Here is a 13,800-nt window from a genome sequence, read left to right as displayed (position 1 = left end):
TAATGTCTTCATCGCTCGCCCCAATAGCTCAGTCGGCAGAGCGTCTCCATGGTAAGGAGAAGGTCAACGGTTCGATTCCGTTTTGGGGCTCTGGTGTGAGAGGTTCCCGTCGCAAGGCGGGGCCCGATCGCATCGCAGCGGTGTAGCTCAGTCGGTAGAGCAAGCGGCTCATAATCGCTGTGTCACCGGTTCAAGTCCGGTCACCGCTACAGACAGTAGCCGATTGCGGGGTCGGTCCTTCGATCGGCTACTCTTCTTGCGTTAACTAATTTCCATCCGTTCGTCAAGGAGCACTCACGTGGCTGCCACCGACGTCCGCCCGAAGATCACGCTGGCCTGCGTGGAGTGCAAGGAGCGGAACTACATCACCAAGAAGAACCGGCGTAACAACCCGGACCGTCTTGAGATGAAGAAGCACTGCCCGCGTTGCAACGCGCACACCGCGCACCGCGAGACGCGATAAAAAGGCTCGTTCACGAGGCCGTCCCCGTAGTTTCAGGGGGCGGCCTCGTGGCGTTCTCGCCCACCATCCGTCGCGACGACAGCAGACACCAGGAGGTGCCGAGCCATGGCGCTCGACCAGTCCTTCGTGGGGCGGTCCTATCCGCCCACCGAGCCCTACGAAGTGGGCCGGGAGAAGATCCGGGAGTTCGCGGAGGCGGTGGGAGATTCCAACCCCGCCTACGTCGACCCGGACGCCGCCAAGGCCCTCGGACACTCCGACGTGATCGCGCCGCCGACTTTTGTGTTCGCCATCACGTACAAGGCCGCGGGGGAGGTCATCGCCGACCCGCAGCTCGGACTGGACTACAGCCGTGTGGTGCACGGCGACCAGAAGTTCGCCTACAGCCGCCCGGTGCGCGCCGGTGACCGGCTGACGGTGACCTCGACCATCGAGTCGATCAGGTCGATGGCCGGCAACGACATCCTGGACATCCGCGGCGAGGTCCACGACGAAACCGGTGAGCACGTCGTGACCGCCTGGACCAAGCTCGTGGCCCGCGGGGCCGAGGAGGCGTGAGCAAGATGACCGCCCACATCGCGTACGCCGACGTCGAGGTCGGCACCGAGCTGCCCGCGCAGACCTTCCCCGTGACCCGCGCCACCCTCGTCCAGTACGCGGGCGCCTCCGGTGACTTCAACCCGATCCACTGGAACGAGAAGTTCGCCAAGGAGGTCGGACTGCCGGACGTCATCGCGCATGGCATGTTCACCATGGCCGAGGCGATCCGTGTGGTCACCGACTGGGCCGGCGACCCGGGCGCGGTCGTCGAGTACGGCGTCCGCTTCACCAAGCCCGTCGTCGTCCCGAACGACGACCAGGGCGCGACCGTCGAGGTCAGCGGCAAGGTCGCCGCCAAGCTCGACGACAACAAGGTGCGCGTCGACCTCACGGCGACCAGCGGCGGGCAGAAGGTGCTCGGCATGTCCCGCGCGGTGGTACGACTGGCCTGAGGCCTGACATACCGCGTAAGGGGCGCTCGCCAATGGTGGGCGCCCCTTACTCATGCCCTCCCTTGCTCACGCCCGCCCTTCACGCTCTCCCTTGACCAAGTTAGTGATTGAGTACTAACTTACTTTCATGGCCAGGATGAGTGCAGAGGAGCGACGCGAGAGTGTCGTCCGCGCGGCGATCACGGAGTTCGCGCGGAACGGCTACCACGGCACCTCCACCGAGGCGATCGCCAAGCGGGTCGGAGTGTCGCAGCCGTACCTCTTCCGGCTCTTCCCGGGCAAGAAGGCGATCTTCCTCGTGGCGGCCGAGCGCTGTCTCGAGGACATGCGCCGGCTGTTCCAGGAGGCCGCGGGGGACCTGCGGGGCGAGGACGCCCTGCACGCCATGGCCGAGGCGTACACCCGGCTGATCGCGGTAGAGCCCGAGCGGCTGCAGATGCAGTTGCAGACGTACGTGACGGTGGCGGCCGCCGAGGCCGCCGGGGACCACGAGTTCGGCGAGATGGTCCGCCGGGGCTGGATGGAGCTCTGGGACACGGTGCATCTGCCCCTCGGGGCGGACGTCGAGGAGACCACCACCTTCCTGGCGTACGGAATGCTCGTGAACACGCTCGCGGCGATGGGCTTCCCGTCCGAACACCGGGTGTGGGACGGGCTCTACGTCTCCGCCAAGGTGAAGAGGGTCACCGAGTAGGGGGGCCTCGCCTGCGGGGGAGAGGGAATGTCCGCGGGCTTCGCTTCTTCGCGCCCACGAAAGTTAGTCATCAATAACTAACCAACACGCTCTGGGGGAACGATGTCACAGCAGCAGACCGCACCACGCGGGGGAGTCCTCTGGGCTCTCCTGATCACGGGTGTCGCCGGATTCATGGCGTCCCTCGACAACCTCGTCGTGACCACCGCCCTGCCGTCCATCCGCGAGGACATGGGCGGCGCGCTGCACGACCTGGAGTGGACCGTGAGCGCCTACACGCTCACCTTCGCCGTGCTGCTGATGACCGGCGCGGCGCTCGGTGACCGCTTCGGCCGCCGCCGTCTCTTCGTCGCCGGGCTCGCCCTGTTCACCGCCGCCTCCGCCGCCGCGGCCCTCGCGCCCGGCCTGGACTCACTGATCGCCGCCCGCGCGGTGCAGGGCGTCGGAGCGGCCGTCATGATGCCGCTGACGCTCACCCTGCTCACGGCCGCCGTGCCGGCCGAGAAGCGCGGTATGGCGTACGGCGTCTGGGGGGCCGTCAACGGGCTCGCCGTCGCCTCCGGGCCGCTCATCGGCGGCACCCTCACCGAGCACATCTCCTGGCAGTGGATCTTCTGGCTGAACGTCCCGCTCGGCATCGCCCTGCTCCCGCTGGCCCGCCTGCGCCTGTCCGAGTCCTACGGCGCCGGCGCCCGGCTCGACCTTCCCGGCACCCTGCTGGCCAGCGGCGGCCTCTTCGGGATCGTGTACGGCCTGGTGCGCGGCCCGGTCGACGGCTGGAGCGGCGTGCCCGTGGTGGGCGGTCTGATCACGGGCGCCGTCCTGCTCGCCGTCTTCGTCGTGCACGGCACCCGCAGCCGCAACCCCATGCTGCCGATGCGGCTGTTCCGCTCCCGCGCCTTCTCCGGCATCAACGCGGCCGGCCTGCTGATGTTCCTCGGCATGTTCGGCTCGATCTTCCTGCTCAGCCAGTACATGCAGGGTGTGCTCGGCTACTCGCCCACCGAGGCCGGGCTGCGGATGCTGCCGTGGACCGCCGTGCCGATGCTGGTCGCGCCGGTCGCGGGCCTGCTCGCCGACCGGATCGGCGGCCGTCCGGTCGTCGCCACCGGGCTCTTCCTCCAGGCGTCCGGCCTCGGCTACCTCGCCCTCGTGGCGACCGCCGACGCCTCCTACGTCTCCCAGCTGCCCGGACTGATCCTCAGCGGCATCGGCATGGCCCTTTACTTCGCGCCCGCCTCCACCCTGGTCATGGCCAGCGTGAGCGCCGAGGAGCAGGGCGTCGCCTCCGGCGCCAACAACGCGCTGCGCGAGGTGGGCGGCGCGCTCGGCATCGCGATCATGTCCTCGGTCTTCTCGGCCCGGGGCGGCTACGAGTCCGCGCAGACCTTCGTCGACGGACTGCGCCCCGCGCTGGTGGTCGGCGCCGCACTGGTGGCCCTGGCGACCCTGGCGGCCCTCGCCATCCCGCGCACCCGCACCGCCCCGGCGGCGCCCACGGCACCCGAGCCGGGCCCGGTCCTGGAGACCGCCGCCCGCTGACGCCCCGGCACGCGCGCGTACGGCCCCGTCCCACGGCCCCGTCCACGGCGGGGCCGTACGCGTGTGCCGGGGCTGTCAGTGCCGTCTCGTAGTCTTGAGCCCGTGCAGGAACTCCACGACGCCCCCCTCGCCCCGCTGACCACCTTCCGGCTGGGCGGGCCCGCCACCCGCCTGGTCACCGCGGAGACCGACGCCGAGGTGATCGCCGCCGTCCGCGAGGCCGACGACACCGGCACCCCGCTGCTGCTGATCGGCGGCGGATCCAACCTGGTCATCGGCGACAAGGGCTTCGACGGCACCGCCCTGCGCATCGCCACCCGCGGGCTCACGCTGGACGGCACGAAGCTGGAGCTCGCCGCGGGCGAGGTGTGGACGGACGCGGTCGCCCGCACCGTCGAGGCCGGGCTCGCCGGCATCGAATGCCTCGCCGGCATCCCCGGCTCGGCGGGCGCGACGCCGATCCAGAACGTGGGGGCGTACGGCCAGGAGGTCTCCTCCACGATCACCGAGGTGATCGCGTACGACCGCCGGGCGGGCGAGACGGTGACGCTGGCGAACGAGGAGTGCGCCTTCAGCTACCGCCACAGCCGCTTCAAGGCCGACCCCGAGCGGTACGTGGTGCTGCGCGTCCGCTTCCGGCTGGAGGACGCGGGCGGGCTCTCCGCGCCGGTCAAGTACGCCGAGACGGCCCGCGCGCTCGGCGTCGAGCCCGGCGACCGCGTGCCGCTCGCCGACGCGCGCGAGACCGTGCTCAAGCTGCGCGCCGGCAAGGGCATGGTCCTCGACCCCGAGGACCACGACACCTGGTCCGCCGGGTCCTTCTTCACCAACCCGATCCTCACCGACGCGCAGTTCGCCGCGTTCCACGCGCGCGTGCGGGAGCGGCTGGGCGCCGAGGCCCAGCCGCCCGCGTACCCGGCGGGGGAGGGGCACACCAAGACGTCCGCCGCCTGGCTCATCGACAAGGCTGGCTTCACCAAGGGCTACGGCACCGGCCCCGCCCGCATCTCCACCAAGCACACCCTGGCCCTCACCAACCGGGGAGAGGCGACCACGGAGGACCTGCTGGCGCTGGCCCGCGAGGTCGTCGCCGGAGTCCGCGAGGCCTTCGGGATCACGCTGGTCAACGAGCCGGTCACGGTGGGCGTCAGCGTCTGACGGCGGGAGCCGGCGGGGCGGACCACGTCACGCCGGTGTGTTCAGCCACCGGTCCACGCCCGCCAGCAGCTCCGCCTTCACGCCCTCCGGCGCCACCGACGCCCGCACCGACTGCCGGGCCAGTTCCGCCAGCTCGGCGTCCGTGAAGTCGTGGTGGTGCCGCGCGATGTCGTACTGGGCGGCGAGGCGGGAGCCGAAGAGCAGCGGGTCGTCCGCGCCCAGCGCCATCGGCACGCCCGCCTCGAACAGCGTCCGCAGCGGTACGTCCTCAGGCTTCTCGTAGACGCCGAGCGCCACGTTCGACGCGGGGCACACCTCGCAGGTCACCTGCCGGTCCGCCAGCCGCTTCAGCAGCCGCGGGTCCTCCGCCGCCCGCACGCCGTGACCGATCCGGTTCGCGTGCAGGTCGTCCAGGCAGTCCCGCACCGACGACGGGCCGGTCAGCTCGCCGCCGTGCGGCGCCGACAGCAGGCCGCCGTCCCGCGCGATCGCGAACGCACGGTCGAAGTCGCGCGCCATGCCGCGCCGCTCGTCGTTGGACAGCCCGAACCCGACCACACCGCGGTCGGCGTACCGCACCGCCAGCCGCGCCAGCGTCCGCGCGTCCAGCGGGTGCTTCATCCGGTTGGCGGCGACCAGCACCCGCATCCCCAGCCCGGTGTCCCGCACGGCCGTCTCAACCGCGTCCAGGATGATCTCCAGCGCCGGGATCAGCCCGCCCAGCCGGGGCGCGTACGACGTCGGGTCCACCTGGATCTCCAGCCACCCGGAGCCGTCCCGCAGGTCCTCCTGCGCGGCCTCCCTGACCAGCCGCTGGATGTCCTCCGGCGCCCGCAGGCAGGAACGCGCGGCGTCGTACAGCCGCTGGAAGCGGAACCAGCCCCGCTCGTCCGTCGCGCGCAGTCTCGGCGGCTCCCCGCTCACCAGCGCGTCGGTCAGCACGTCCGGGAGCCGGACCCCGTACTTGTCGGCCAGCTCCAGCAGGGTGCCCGGCCGCATCGAGCCGGTGAAGTGCAGGTGCAGATGGGCTTTCGGCAGCTCAGAGAGATCACGTACGCGCTCCATTCCCAGATCCTGCCGTACGCCCCCGCCGCCCCGGTAGCCGATTCCCCGATCGTGGTCTTGCTCGCACAAACGACGGGGACCACACCTCGGCGTCCAGGTGTGGTCCCCGCGGCAAGGAGACGGGTCAGTCCCGCGCCTCCGCCAGCAGCTTCTGGATCCGCGAGACACCCTCGACCAGGTCCTCGTCGCCCAGCGCGTACGACAGCCGCAGGTAGCCCGGCGTACCGAACGCCTCGCCCGGCACCACCGCGACCTCGGCCTCGTCCAGGATGAGCGCGGCCAGCTCGACCGAGTCCTGCGGACGCTTGCCGCGGATCTCCTTGCCGAGCAGCCCCTTCACCGACGGGTACGCGTAGAACGCGCCCTCCGGCTCCGGGCAGAGCACGCCGTCGATCTCGTTCAGCATCCGCACGATGGTCTTGCGGCGGCGGTCGAACGCCTCCCGCATCTTCGCGACCGCGTCCAGGTCACCGGAGACCGCCGCGAGCGCCGCCGCCTGCGCCACGTTGGACACGTTCGAGGTGGCGTGCGACTGGAGGTTGGTCGCGGCCTTGACGACGTCCTTCGGGCCGATGACCCACCCGACGCGCCAGCCGGTCATCGCGTACGTCTTGGCGACACCGTTGACGACGATGCACTTGTCGCGCAGCTCCGGCAGGATCGCGGGCAGCGAGGTGAACTTGGCGTCGCCGTAGACCAGGTGCTCGTAGATCTCGTCGGTCAGCACCCACAGGCCGTGCTCGACGGCCCAGCGGCCGATCGCCTCGGCCTCGGCCTCGCCGTAGACCGCGCCGGTCGGGTTCGACGGGGAGACGAAGAGCACGACCTTCGTCTTCTCGGTGCGCGCCGCCTCCAGCTGCTCCACGCTCACCCGGTAGCCGGTGGTCTCGTCGGCGACGACCTCCACCGGCACACCGCCGGCCAGCCGGATCGACTCCGGGTACGTCGTCCAGTACGGCGCCGGCACGATGACCTCGTCGCCCGGGTCGAGGATCGCGGCGAACGCCTCGTAGATCGCCTGCTTGCCGCCGTTGGTGACCAGGATCTGCGACGGGTCGACCTCGTAGTTCGAGTCGCGCAGGGTCTTCGCGGCGATCGCGGCCTTCAGCTCGGGCAGGCCGCCGGCCGGGGTGTAGCGGTGGAACTTCGGGTTCTTGCAGGCCTCGATCGCGGCCTCGACGATGTAGTCCGGGGTGGGGAAGTCGGGCTCACCGGCGCCGAAGCCGATCACCGGACGCCCGGCGGCCTTCAGGGCCTTGGCCTTGGCGTCCACGGCGAGGGTGGCGGACTCGGAGATCGCGCCGATTCGGGCGGAGACCCGGCGCTCGGTGGGTGGGATTGCAGCGCTCATGAAGCCCATCGTTCCAGACCGGAAACCTGCCCGGCACACTGGTTTCACGGACTGAACATCACCGGGCAAACCACTGAACACCCGTCCGGATCCACGCGGTGGCCTGGGTGATCTTCCGGCGATTTCCCGACGATCCCGTTCCACCGGCGGCTTCACGGGCGCTTTCTGTTCGACGCCCGGCGCCGAACCACGTACACTCTCACCTCGTTGGCCCTCGCAGGCCGCACTCGTGCGGTGCACACCGAGCACCCGGTCGGATGCGGTACGTTGGGGGACACGCAAAGGGTCGTAGCTCAATTGGTAGAGCACCGGTCTCCAAAACCGGCGGTTGGGGGTTCAAGTCCCTCCGGCCCTGCTACACACACCGCCAGGATGTGTGCGCAGGTTACGTACAGCAATGCACCGCCGTGCGGCTCAGACCGGGCGCGGCACGGCCACGACCCGGGATCAGGTGAGGACTATGACGGACGCCGTGGGCTCCCTCGACACGCCTGATGCCCAGGACGAAGCGCCCGAGTCCAAGAAGAAGACCCGCAAAGGCGGCAAGCGCGCGAAGAAGGGCCCGCTGAAGCGGCTAGCGCTCTTCTACCGGCAGATCGTCGCGGAACTCCGCAAGGTCGTCTGGCCGACGCGCAGCCAGCTGACGACGTACACGACCGTCGTGATCGTCTTCGTCGTCATCATGATCGGCCTGGTCACCGTGATTGACTATGGACTCGACCACGCAGCCAAGTACGTCTTCGGCTGAGCCAAGAGCGAAGGGCGCCGTCACTGGCGCCCCTTTCGCGTGTTCCACCCGTATGTATCCAGGAAGAAGCAGCCACCGTGTCTGACCCGAACCTGAACGACGCCATCGAGCCGGATGCGTCCGTGGATGACGAGCTCGACATCGTCGAGGGCGCGGACGAGGACCTGGACGAGGTCGAGGCTGCCGACGCCGAGGCGGGCGAGCCGGCCGAGGAGGCCGAGGAGGCCGCCGTCGAGGTGACCGACGAGGCCGAAGAGGCCGAAGAGGCCGAGGCGGAGCCCGAGCTCGACCCGGTCGAGAAGCTGCGCCAGGAGCTGCGCGTGCTGCCCGGCGAGTGGTACGTGATCCACACCTACGCCGGTTACGAGAACCGCGTGAAGACCAACCTGGAGCAGCGCGCCGTCTCGCTGAACGTCGAGGACTACATCTTCCAGGCCGAGGTGCCGCAGGAAGAGGTCGTCCAGATCAAGAACGGCGACCGCAAGACCATCCGTCAGAACAAGCTCCCCGGCTACGTCCTGGTGCGCATGGACCTGACGAACGAGTCCTGGGGCGTCGTCCGCAACACGCCCGGCGTCACCGGCTTCGTGGGCAACGCCTACGACCCGTACCCGCTGACCCTGGACGAGATCGTCAAGATGCTCGCGCCGGAGGCCGAGGAGAAGGCCGCCCGCGAGGCCGCCGAGGCCGAGGGCAAGCCGGCGCCGCAGCGCAAGGTCGAGGTCCAGGTGCTGGACTTCGAGGTCGGCGACTCGGTCACCGTCACCGACGGCCCGTTCGCCACGCTCCAGGCGACCATCAACGAGATCAACCCCGACTCGAAGAAGGTCAAGGGCCTGGTGGAGATCTTCGGCCGAGAGACGCCGGTCGAGCTCTCCTTCGACCAGATCCAGAAGAACTAGCCCCCGAGGCCGGTCCTTCCAGGACACACAGCGTCCGAGCAGGTCAGGTGGTTGCCCCGGTGACCGTCTGACCTGCTCGGTTTTTGGCCGCGCATCCATACCCGTTATCGTTGTGCGGTATGCCTGCGTCCGGGTTGTCCCCGATGCGCAGGCAGGACCCGAATCGAAAGGACCCGGAGAGCCATGCCTCCCAAGAAGAAGAAGGTCACGGGGCTCATCAAGCTCCAGATCCAGGCCGGTGCCGCCAACCCGGCTCCGCCGGTCGGCCCCGCGCTGGGTCAGCACGGCGTGAACATCATGGAGTTCTGCAAGGCCTACAACGCCGCGACCGAGTCGCAGCGCGGTTGGGTCATCCCGGTGGAGATCACGGTCTACGAGGACCGTTCCTTCACCTTCGTCACCAAGACGCCGCCGGCCGCCAAGATGATCCTCAAGGCCGCGGGCGTGGAGAAGGGCTCCGGCGAGCCGCACAAGACCAAGGTCGCCAAGATCACCCAGGCGCAGGTCCGCGAGATCGCCGAGACCAAGATGCCCGACCTCAACGCCAACGACCTGGACGCCGCGTCGAAGATCATCGCCGGCACCGCCCGTTCCATGGGCATCACGGTCGAGGGCTGACCTCCACCCCCGTAAGCCAGCAGTAGTGGCAGGGCCTGCTCGGCCCGGACCACGACTCCTAAGAAGCAACAGGAGCTTTAAGTGAGCAAGCGCAGCAAGTCTCTCCGCGCTGCGGACGCCAAGATCGACCGGGAGAAGCTCTACGCCCCGCTCGAGGCCGTCCGTCTCGCCAAGGAGACCTCCACGACCAAGTTCGACGGCACCGTCGAGGTCGCCTTCCGCCTGGGTGTCGACCCGCGCAAGGCCGACCAGATGGTCCGTGGCACCGTGAACCTGCCGCACGGCACCGGCAAGACCGCCCGGGTCCTGGTCTTCGCGACCGGTGACCGTGCTGCGGCCGCAGAGGCCGCGGGCGCCGACATCGTCGGCTCCGACGAACTGATCGACGAGGTTGCGAAGGGCCGTCTGGACTTCGACGCCGTCGTCGCCACCCCGGACCTCATGGGCAAGGTCGGCCGCCTCGGCCGCGTGCTCGGTCCGCGTGGTCTGATGCCGAACCCGAAGACCGGCACCGTGACCCCCGACGTCGCCAAGGCTGTCACCGACATCAAGGGCGGCAAGATCGAGTTCCGCGTCGACAAGCACTCGAACCTGCACTTCATCATCGGCAAGACGTCGTTCGACGACACCAAGCTGGTGGAGAACTACGGCGCGGCCCTGGAGGAGATCCTCCGTCTGAAGCCGTCCGCCGCCAAGGGTCGCTACATCAAGAAGGCCGCCATCACCACCACGATGGGCCCCGGCATCCCGGTCGACCCGAACCGCACCCGCAACCTCCTCGTCGAGGAGGACCCGGCCGCGGTCTGAGCCTGAGGCTCACCCAACCGGTTCACGGGCCCCGCGTTCCTTCGGGAATGCGGGGCCCGTTCCCGTTTCCGGCCCGTTGTCGGTGCCCTGGGTTAGCGTTCTGGTACGGGACGGGCACGGGGGGACCGATGACGAGGACGGGTGGGCGGTGGCCGGCGGGGCGGGCGGTGCTCCTGTCGGCCATGCTGGTCGCACTGGCGGGGACGGCCGCCTGTACGACGTCCGACGACTCCAGGAGCCTCGCGCGGCCCTCCCGGGCGGCCGAGGTGCCGGGTGGGCTGCGGCAGGCGGAGCGGGCCACGGAGGCGGCCCGGTCCGCGCGGGTGGAGTCGACCACGCGGATCGGTTCGACGATCTCCCTGACGGCCGACGGCGTCCTCGGCTGGAAGGACGGGGTCACCGGCACCCTGACCATCACGTACACCGGTGGCGCGCTGGCCGACACCATGCGCCGCCTCGGGAGCGACTCTATGGAGGCCCGCTATCTGCCGGACGCTTACTACGCGCGGATGGGCGACGAGTTCGCCGCGCAGGCGGACGGCCGGCACTGGCTGAGATACGGCTACGAGGACCTGAAGGACGTCGCGGGCGGCTCCGGGGCCCAGCTGGGCGACCAGATGCGCGACTCGACGCCCGACCGGTCCCTGCGGCTCCTGCTGTCCTCCTCGGATGTGCGGGAGGTCGGCGAGGAGCGGGTGCGCGGACGGCGGACCACGCACTACTCGGGCACGGTCGAGGCGGCGGACGACGGCGTCTTTGAGCAGACCGTCGACGTGTGGATCGACGACCGGGACCAGCTGGTCAAGAAGGTGGAGAAGGCGCGGACCGCCGACGGCGAGCTGACCCAGACCGCCTTCTACGACGACTACGGCGCCGAGGTGAGGGCGGAGAGACCCCCGGCGGAAGACACCCGGGACGTTACCGAGCTGCTGCGGGGGACCGCCGGGAATTCGGGGGAGCCCGGTAAACCTCTGGGCTAAGCTCACTCCGCTTGCTTGTATTCGACAATCTGTTCCTTGTGTCCCTTGGGGGGAATCGATGGGGCTTTCCGTACGTACGCGGGGCGGGGCGACTCTCGCCGGGATCGCGGCACTGGTGCTGGCCGGCGGAGCCGTCGGCTGCGGTGCCGAGAAGAAGGACGGGGCGTCCGGCTCCGAGCGCACCGTTCAGCAGGTCCTGACGGCGGCCTACGAGAAGACCGCCGAGGCGAAGTCCGCCAAGGTGGAGATGTCCATGTCGATGCCGGCCGCGCTGGACGGCGGCGGCGACATGACCATGTCCGGCGTGATGGGCTGGGACCCGACCATCATGGACCTGACCATGAAGGGCTCCATGCTCGCCACCGAGCCGGACGCCCCGGAGCAGGTCCGGATGATCTGGCAGGACAACGTCATGTACATGGACATGGGCGCCGAGTCCGCCAAGGACATGGACGGCAAGCGCTGGATGAAGCTCGACCTGGGCGCCGCGGCGGAGGCCTCCGGTGACGAGGAGCTCACCAAGCAGATGACCTCCGGCCTGGAGAACATGAACCAGAACCCGGCCGAGCAGCTCGCCATGCTCATGGAGTCGCCCAACCTCAAGCACGTCGGCGGCGAGAAGATCGACGGCGTCGACACCGAGCACTACAAGGGCACGCTCACCGTCAAGGAGATGATGGAGAGCAACGAGAGCCTGGACGTCCTGAAGCCCAAGGAGCGCGAGCAGCTCCTGAAGAACATCGAGGAGTCGGGCATCAAGGGCTACGACACCGAGGTCTGGGTCAACGAGGACGATCTGCCGGTCCGGATGGACGTCACGATGGAGTCCCCGCAGGGCGACGTCGACATGAGCATGAAGTTCTCCGACTACGGCGCCAAGGCCGAGGTCGAGCTGCCGCCGGCCGACGAGACCTTCGACCTGTTCCAGATGCTCAAGGAGCTGGGCGAGATGTCCGGCGAGGAGGGCGCCTTCGACGAGGAGAGCACCTTCGACGAGGAGATGATCGACCTGGAGGGGCTGGAGTCGCCCTCCGGCGTGTAAGCCCCGCGGCCGCTCACTCGGGTGTCCGGTGGCCGGATTTGCTTGACGGCGATCCGGTCGGGTACCTTCCTTCAGAAGCCAAAGACCGCTGGTCGTTGCCGTGTGCTCGTTCGAGGGCACGGTGGCCGAAGGATCCGCTGAACTGCGGACGACCCGCGCAGGTGACAGTGGAAGTGCTCCCGGACCGGTTCTGTTCGACGGAACCCGACTGGTCGAGCTACGCCCCGTGCGCCTGCGCCGGGGCGTTTCGTTTTCCCCAGTCCTCCTTCGGGTCCGCGCGGTCCGAATCACCCGGAAGGAGGCCGAGGCTCTATGGCGAGGCCCGACAAGGCTGCCGCGGTTGCCGAGCTGACGGACAAGTTCCGCAGCTCCAACGCCGCCGTGCTGACCGAGTACCGCGGTCTCACCGTGGCGCAGCTCAAGACGCTGCGTCGTTCGCTCGGTGAGAACGCCCAGTACGCCGTGGTGAAGAACACGCTGACCAAGATTGCGGCCAACGAGGCCGGGATCACGCTGGACGACCAGCTCTTCGCTGGTCCGACGGCCGTCGCCTTCGTCACCGGTGACCCGGTGGAGTCGGCGAAGGGTCTCCGTGACTTCGCCAAGGAGAACCCGAATCTCATCATCAAGGGCGGTGTCCTTGACGGCAAGGCGCTGTCCGCCGATGAGATCAAGAAGCTTGCGGACCTCGAGTCCCGCGAGGTTCTGCTCAGCAAGCTGGCCGGCGCGCTCAAGGGCAAGCAGTCCCAGGCTGCCTCTGTCTTCCAGGCGCTGCCGTCGAAGCTCGTCCGCACCGTGGACGCGCTCCGTGCCAAGCAGGACGAGCAGGGCGGTGCCGAGTAATTCGGCTCGCTTTCTGATCCTCGCCGCCTGAGCGCGGCAAGGGTCGCAGCGGGCCCGACGTACGCCCGCCTTACCCAGTACATCCGGCACCTGCCGATTTAGTGGAAGGACCGCCATCATGGCGAAGCTCACCCAGGACGAGCTGCTTGCCCAGTTCGAGGAGATGACCCTCATCGAGCTCTCCGAGTTCGTGAAGGCCTTCGAGGAGAAGTTCGACGTCACCGCCGCCGCTGCCGCGCCGGTCGTCGTCGCCGGTGCCGCCGGTGCCGGTGCGGGCGCCGAGGCCGTCGAGGAGAAGGACGAGTTCGACGTCATCCTCACCGGCGCCGGTGACAAGAAGATCCAGGTCATCAAGGTCGTGCGTGAGCTGACCTCCCTCGGCCTGAAGGAGGCCAAGGACCTGGTCGACGGCACCCCGAAGCCGGTTCTCGAGAAGGTCAACAAGGAGGCCGCGGACAAGGCTGCCGAGGCCCTCAAGGGCGCCGGCGCCTCCGTCGAGGTCAAGTAAGACCTCGCGGGCTGTCCCGCATCTCCTGCGCGCTGAGTACGGCCTCCTAGGGCTGTAACGCGAACGCACCGAAGAGCGATCATCCAT

16 protein-coding genes and 3 tRNA genes are annotated in these 13,800 nt (G+C 69.1%); 17 read left to right on the top strand and 2 right to left on the bottom strand.

The window, feature by feature from the left end; all coding sequences use genetic code 11:
• The first annotated feature begins 17 nt into the window (after window positions 1–17).
• The 8 genes from ACSU6L_RS15395 to ACSU6L_RS15360 all read left to right on the top strand — a co-directional run bounded on the left by ACSU6L_RS15395 (window position 18) and on the right by ACSU6L_RS15360 (window position 4,849).
• Window positions 18–90 (top strand) — tRNA-Thr (locus ACSU6L_RS15395).
• 46 nt (window positions 91–136) lie between these two features.
• Window positions 137–209 (top strand) — tRNA-Met (locus ACSU6L_RS15390).
• An 89-nt stretch (window positions 210–298) separates the two neighbouring features.
• Entirely contained in the window at window positions 299–463 is a 165-nt protein-coding gene (gene rpmG / locus ACSU6L_RS15385; protein ID WP_003948671.1) for a 50S ribosomal protein L33, read from the top strand.
• A gap of 105 nt (window positions 464–568) precedes the next feature.
• Window positions 569–1,021: a MaoC family dehydratase N-terminal domain-containing protein gene (locus ACSU6L_RS15380; protein WP_073940584.1), complete on the top strand. Its 453-nt coding sequence runs from the start codon at window positions 569–571 to the stop codon at window positions 1,019–1,021.
• A gap of 5 nt (window positions 1,022–1,026) precedes the next feature.
• Window positions 1,027–1,455 carry a MaoC family dehydratase gene (locus ACSU6L_RS15375; RefSeq protein ID WP_073940786.1) on the top strand — a complete coding sequence of 143 codons (429 nt, stop codon included), beginning with the start codon at window positions 1,027–1,029 and terminating at the stop codon, window positions 1,453–1,455.
• Window positions 1,456–1,582: 127 nt separating this feature from the next.
• Window positions 1,583–2,149 (top strand): TetR/AcrR family transcriptional regulator, encoded by a 567-nt coding sequence (locus ACSU6L_RS15370; protein ID WP_437057255.1) that lies wholly within the window; start codon window positions 1,583–1,585, stop codon window positions 2,147–2,149.
• A gap of 102 nt (window positions 2,150–2,251) precedes the next feature.
• Window positions 2,252–3,691, top strand: a complete 1,440-nt coding sequence (locus ACSU6L_RS15365; RefSeq protein WP_437057253.1) for a DHA2 family efflux MFS transporter permease subunit — start codon at window positions 2,252–2,254, stop codon at window positions 3,689–3,691.
• A gap of 102 nt (window positions 3,692–3,793) precedes the next feature.
• Window positions 3,794–4,849, top strand: a complete 1,056-nt coding sequence (locus ACSU6L_RS15360) for a UDP-N-acetylmuramate dehydrogenase (RefSeq protein ID WP_437057251.1) — start codon at window positions 3,794–3,796, stop codon at window positions 4,847–4,849.
• A 27-nt stretch (window positions 4,850–4,876) separates the two neighbouring features.
• Here the strand turns inward: ACSU6L_RS15360 and ACSU6L_RS15355 are convergent, their stop codons facing one another.
• Window positions 4,877–5,914: an adenosine deaminase gene (locus ACSU6L_RS15355; RefSeq protein ID WP_073940580.1), complete on the bottom strand. Its 1,038-nt coding sequence runs from the start codon at window positions 5,912–5,914 to the stop codon at window positions 4,877–4,879.
• Between the two features lie 124 nt (window positions 5,915–6,038).
• Entirely contained in the window at window positions 6,039–7,265 is a 1,227-nt protein-coding gene (locus ACSU6L_RS15350) for a pyridoxal phosphate-dependent aminotransferase (protein WP_437057249.1), read from the bottom strand.
• Window positions 7,266–7,547: 282 nt separating this feature from the next.
• On the opposite strand from ACSU6L_RS15350, the gene ACSU6L_RS15345 reads away from it, so the two are divergent.
• The 9 genes from ACSU6L_RS15345 (at window position 7,548) to rplL (ending at window position 13,713) form a co-directional block, all read left to right on the top strand.
• Window positions 7,548–7,620 (top strand) — tRNA-Trp (locus tag ACSU6L_RS15345).
• A 105-nt stretch (window positions 7,621–7,725) separates the two neighbouring features.
• Window positions 7,726–8,013 (top strand): preprotein translocase subunit SecE, encoded by a 288-nt coding sequence (gene secE, locus ACSU6L_RS15340; RefSeq protein WP_365506579.1) that lies wholly within the window; start codon window positions 7,726–7,728, stop codon window positions 8,011–8,013.
• A gap of 77 nt (window positions 8,014–8,090) precedes the next feature.
• Window positions 8,091–8,915, top strand: a complete 825-nt coding sequence (nusG, locus tag ACSU6L_RS15335; protein ID WP_437057246.1) for a transcription termination/antitermination protein NusG — start codon at window positions 8,091–8,093, stop codon at window positions 8,913–8,915.
• A 183-nt stretch (window positions 8,916–9,098) separates the two neighbouring features.
• The gene (gene rplK, locus ACSU6L_RS15330) at window positions 9,099–9,533 is read left to right on the top strand and encodes a 50S ribosomal protein L11 (RefSeq protein WP_250070948.1); all 435 of its coding nucleotides are present in this window, start codon (window positions 9,099–9,101) and stop codon (window positions 9,531–9,533) included.
• 81 nt (window positions 9,534–9,614) lie between these two features.
• Window positions 9,615–10,340: a 50S ribosomal protein L1 gene (gene rplA, locus ACSU6L_RS15325; RefSeq protein ID WP_437057243.1), complete on the top strand. Its 726-nt coding sequence runs from the start codon at window positions 9,615–9,617 to the stop codon at window positions 10,338–10,340.
• Window positions 10,341–10,468: 128 nt separating this feature from the next.
• Window positions 10,469–11,320, top strand: a complete 852-nt coding sequence (locus tag ACSU6L_RS15320; protein WP_437057241.1) for a hypothetical protein — start codon at window positions 10,469–10,471, stop codon at window positions 11,318–11,320.
• Between the two features lie 58 nt (window positions 11,321–11,378).
• Window positions 11,379–12,362, top strand: coding sequence for a hypothetical protein (locus ACSU6L_RS15315; protein ID WP_437057239.1), 984 nt, complete (start codon window positions 11,379–11,381; stop codon window positions 12,360–12,362).
• Between the two features lie 312 nt (window positions 12,363–12,674).
• Window positions 12,675–13,205 carry a 50S ribosomal protein L10 gene (gene rplJ, locus ACSU6L_RS15310; protein WP_043503298.1) on the top strand — a complete coding sequence of 177 codons (531 nt, stop codon included), beginning with the start codon at window positions 12,675–12,677 and terminating at the stop codon, window positions 13,203–13,205.
• 118 nt (window positions 13,206–13,323) lie between these two features.
• Complete coding sequence (rplL, locus tag ACSU6L_RS15305; protein WP_437057237.1) at window positions 13,324–13,713, top strand: 50S ribosomal protein L7/L12; 390 nt, start codon at window positions 13,324–13,326, stop codon at window positions 13,711–13,713.
• Window positions 13,714–13,800: the final 87 nt, after the last annotated feature.

Source organism: Streptomyces sp. enrichment culture, assembly GCF_964272855.1.
In the GTDB taxonomy this organism is placed as follows: domain Bacteria; phylum Actinomycetota; class Actinomycetes; order Streptomycetales; family Streptomycetaceae; genus Streptomyces.
The sequence above is the reverse complement of the archived record's forward strand: the minus strand, read 5'-3'. Positions and strand labels throughout refer to the sequence as shown.

What these genes read in the sequence shown, in the direction of transcription:
- secE (WP_365506579.1), top strand. Translation starts at nt 7,726, where the DNA reads ATGACGGACGCCGTGGGCTCCCTCGACACGCCTGATGCCCAGGACGAA.
- ACSU6L_RS15350 (WP_437057249.1), bottom strand. Translation starts at nt 7,265, where the DNA reads ATGAGCGCTGCAATCCCACCCACCGAGCGCCGGGTCTCCGCCCGAATC.
- ACSU6L_RS15380 (WP_073940584.1), top strand. Translation starts at nt 569, where the DNA reads ATGGCGCTCGACCAGTCCTTCGTGGGGCGGTCCTATCCGCCCACCGAG.
- rplK (WP_250070948.1), top strand. Translation starts at nt 9,099, where the DNA reads ATGCCTCCCAAGAAGAAGAAGGTCACGGGGCTCATCAAGCTCCAGATC.
- rplJ (WP_043503298.1), top strand. Translation starts at nt 12,675, where the DNA reads ATGGCGAGGCCCGACAAGGCTGCCGCGGTTGCCGAGCTGACGGACAAG.
- ACSU6L_RS15375 (WP_073940786.1), top strand. Translation starts at nt 1,027, where the DNA reads ATGACCGCCCACATCGCGTACGCCGACGTCGAGGTCGGCACCGAGCTG.
- ACSU6L_RS15355 (WP_073940580.1), bottom strand. Translation starts at nt 5,914, where the DNA reads ATGGAGCGCGTACGTGATCTCTCTGAGCTGCCGAAAGCCCATCTGCAC.
- ACSU6L_RS15365 (WP_437057253.1), top strand. Translation starts at nt 2,252, where the DNA reads ATGTCACAGCAGCAGACCGCACCACGCGGGGGAGTCCTCTGGGCTCTC.
- rplL (WP_437057237.1), top strand. Translation starts at nt 13,324, where the DNA reads ATGGCGAAGCTCACCCAGGACGAGCTGCTTGCCCAGTTCGAGGAGATG.
- ACSU6L_RS15320 (WP_437057241.1), top strand. Translation starts at nt 10,469, where the DNA reads ATGACGAGGACGGGTGGGCGGTGGCCGGCGGGGCGGGCGGTGCTCCTG.
- ACSU6L_RS15315 (WP_437057239.1), top strand. Translation starts at nt 11,379, where the DNA reads ATGGGGCTTTCCGTACGTACGCGGGGCGGGGCGACTCTCGCCGGGATC.
- ACSU6L_RS15370 (WP_437057255.1), top strand. Translation starts at nt 1,583, where the DNA reads ATGGCCAGGATGAGTGCAGAGGAGCGACGCGAGAGTGTCGTCCGCGCG.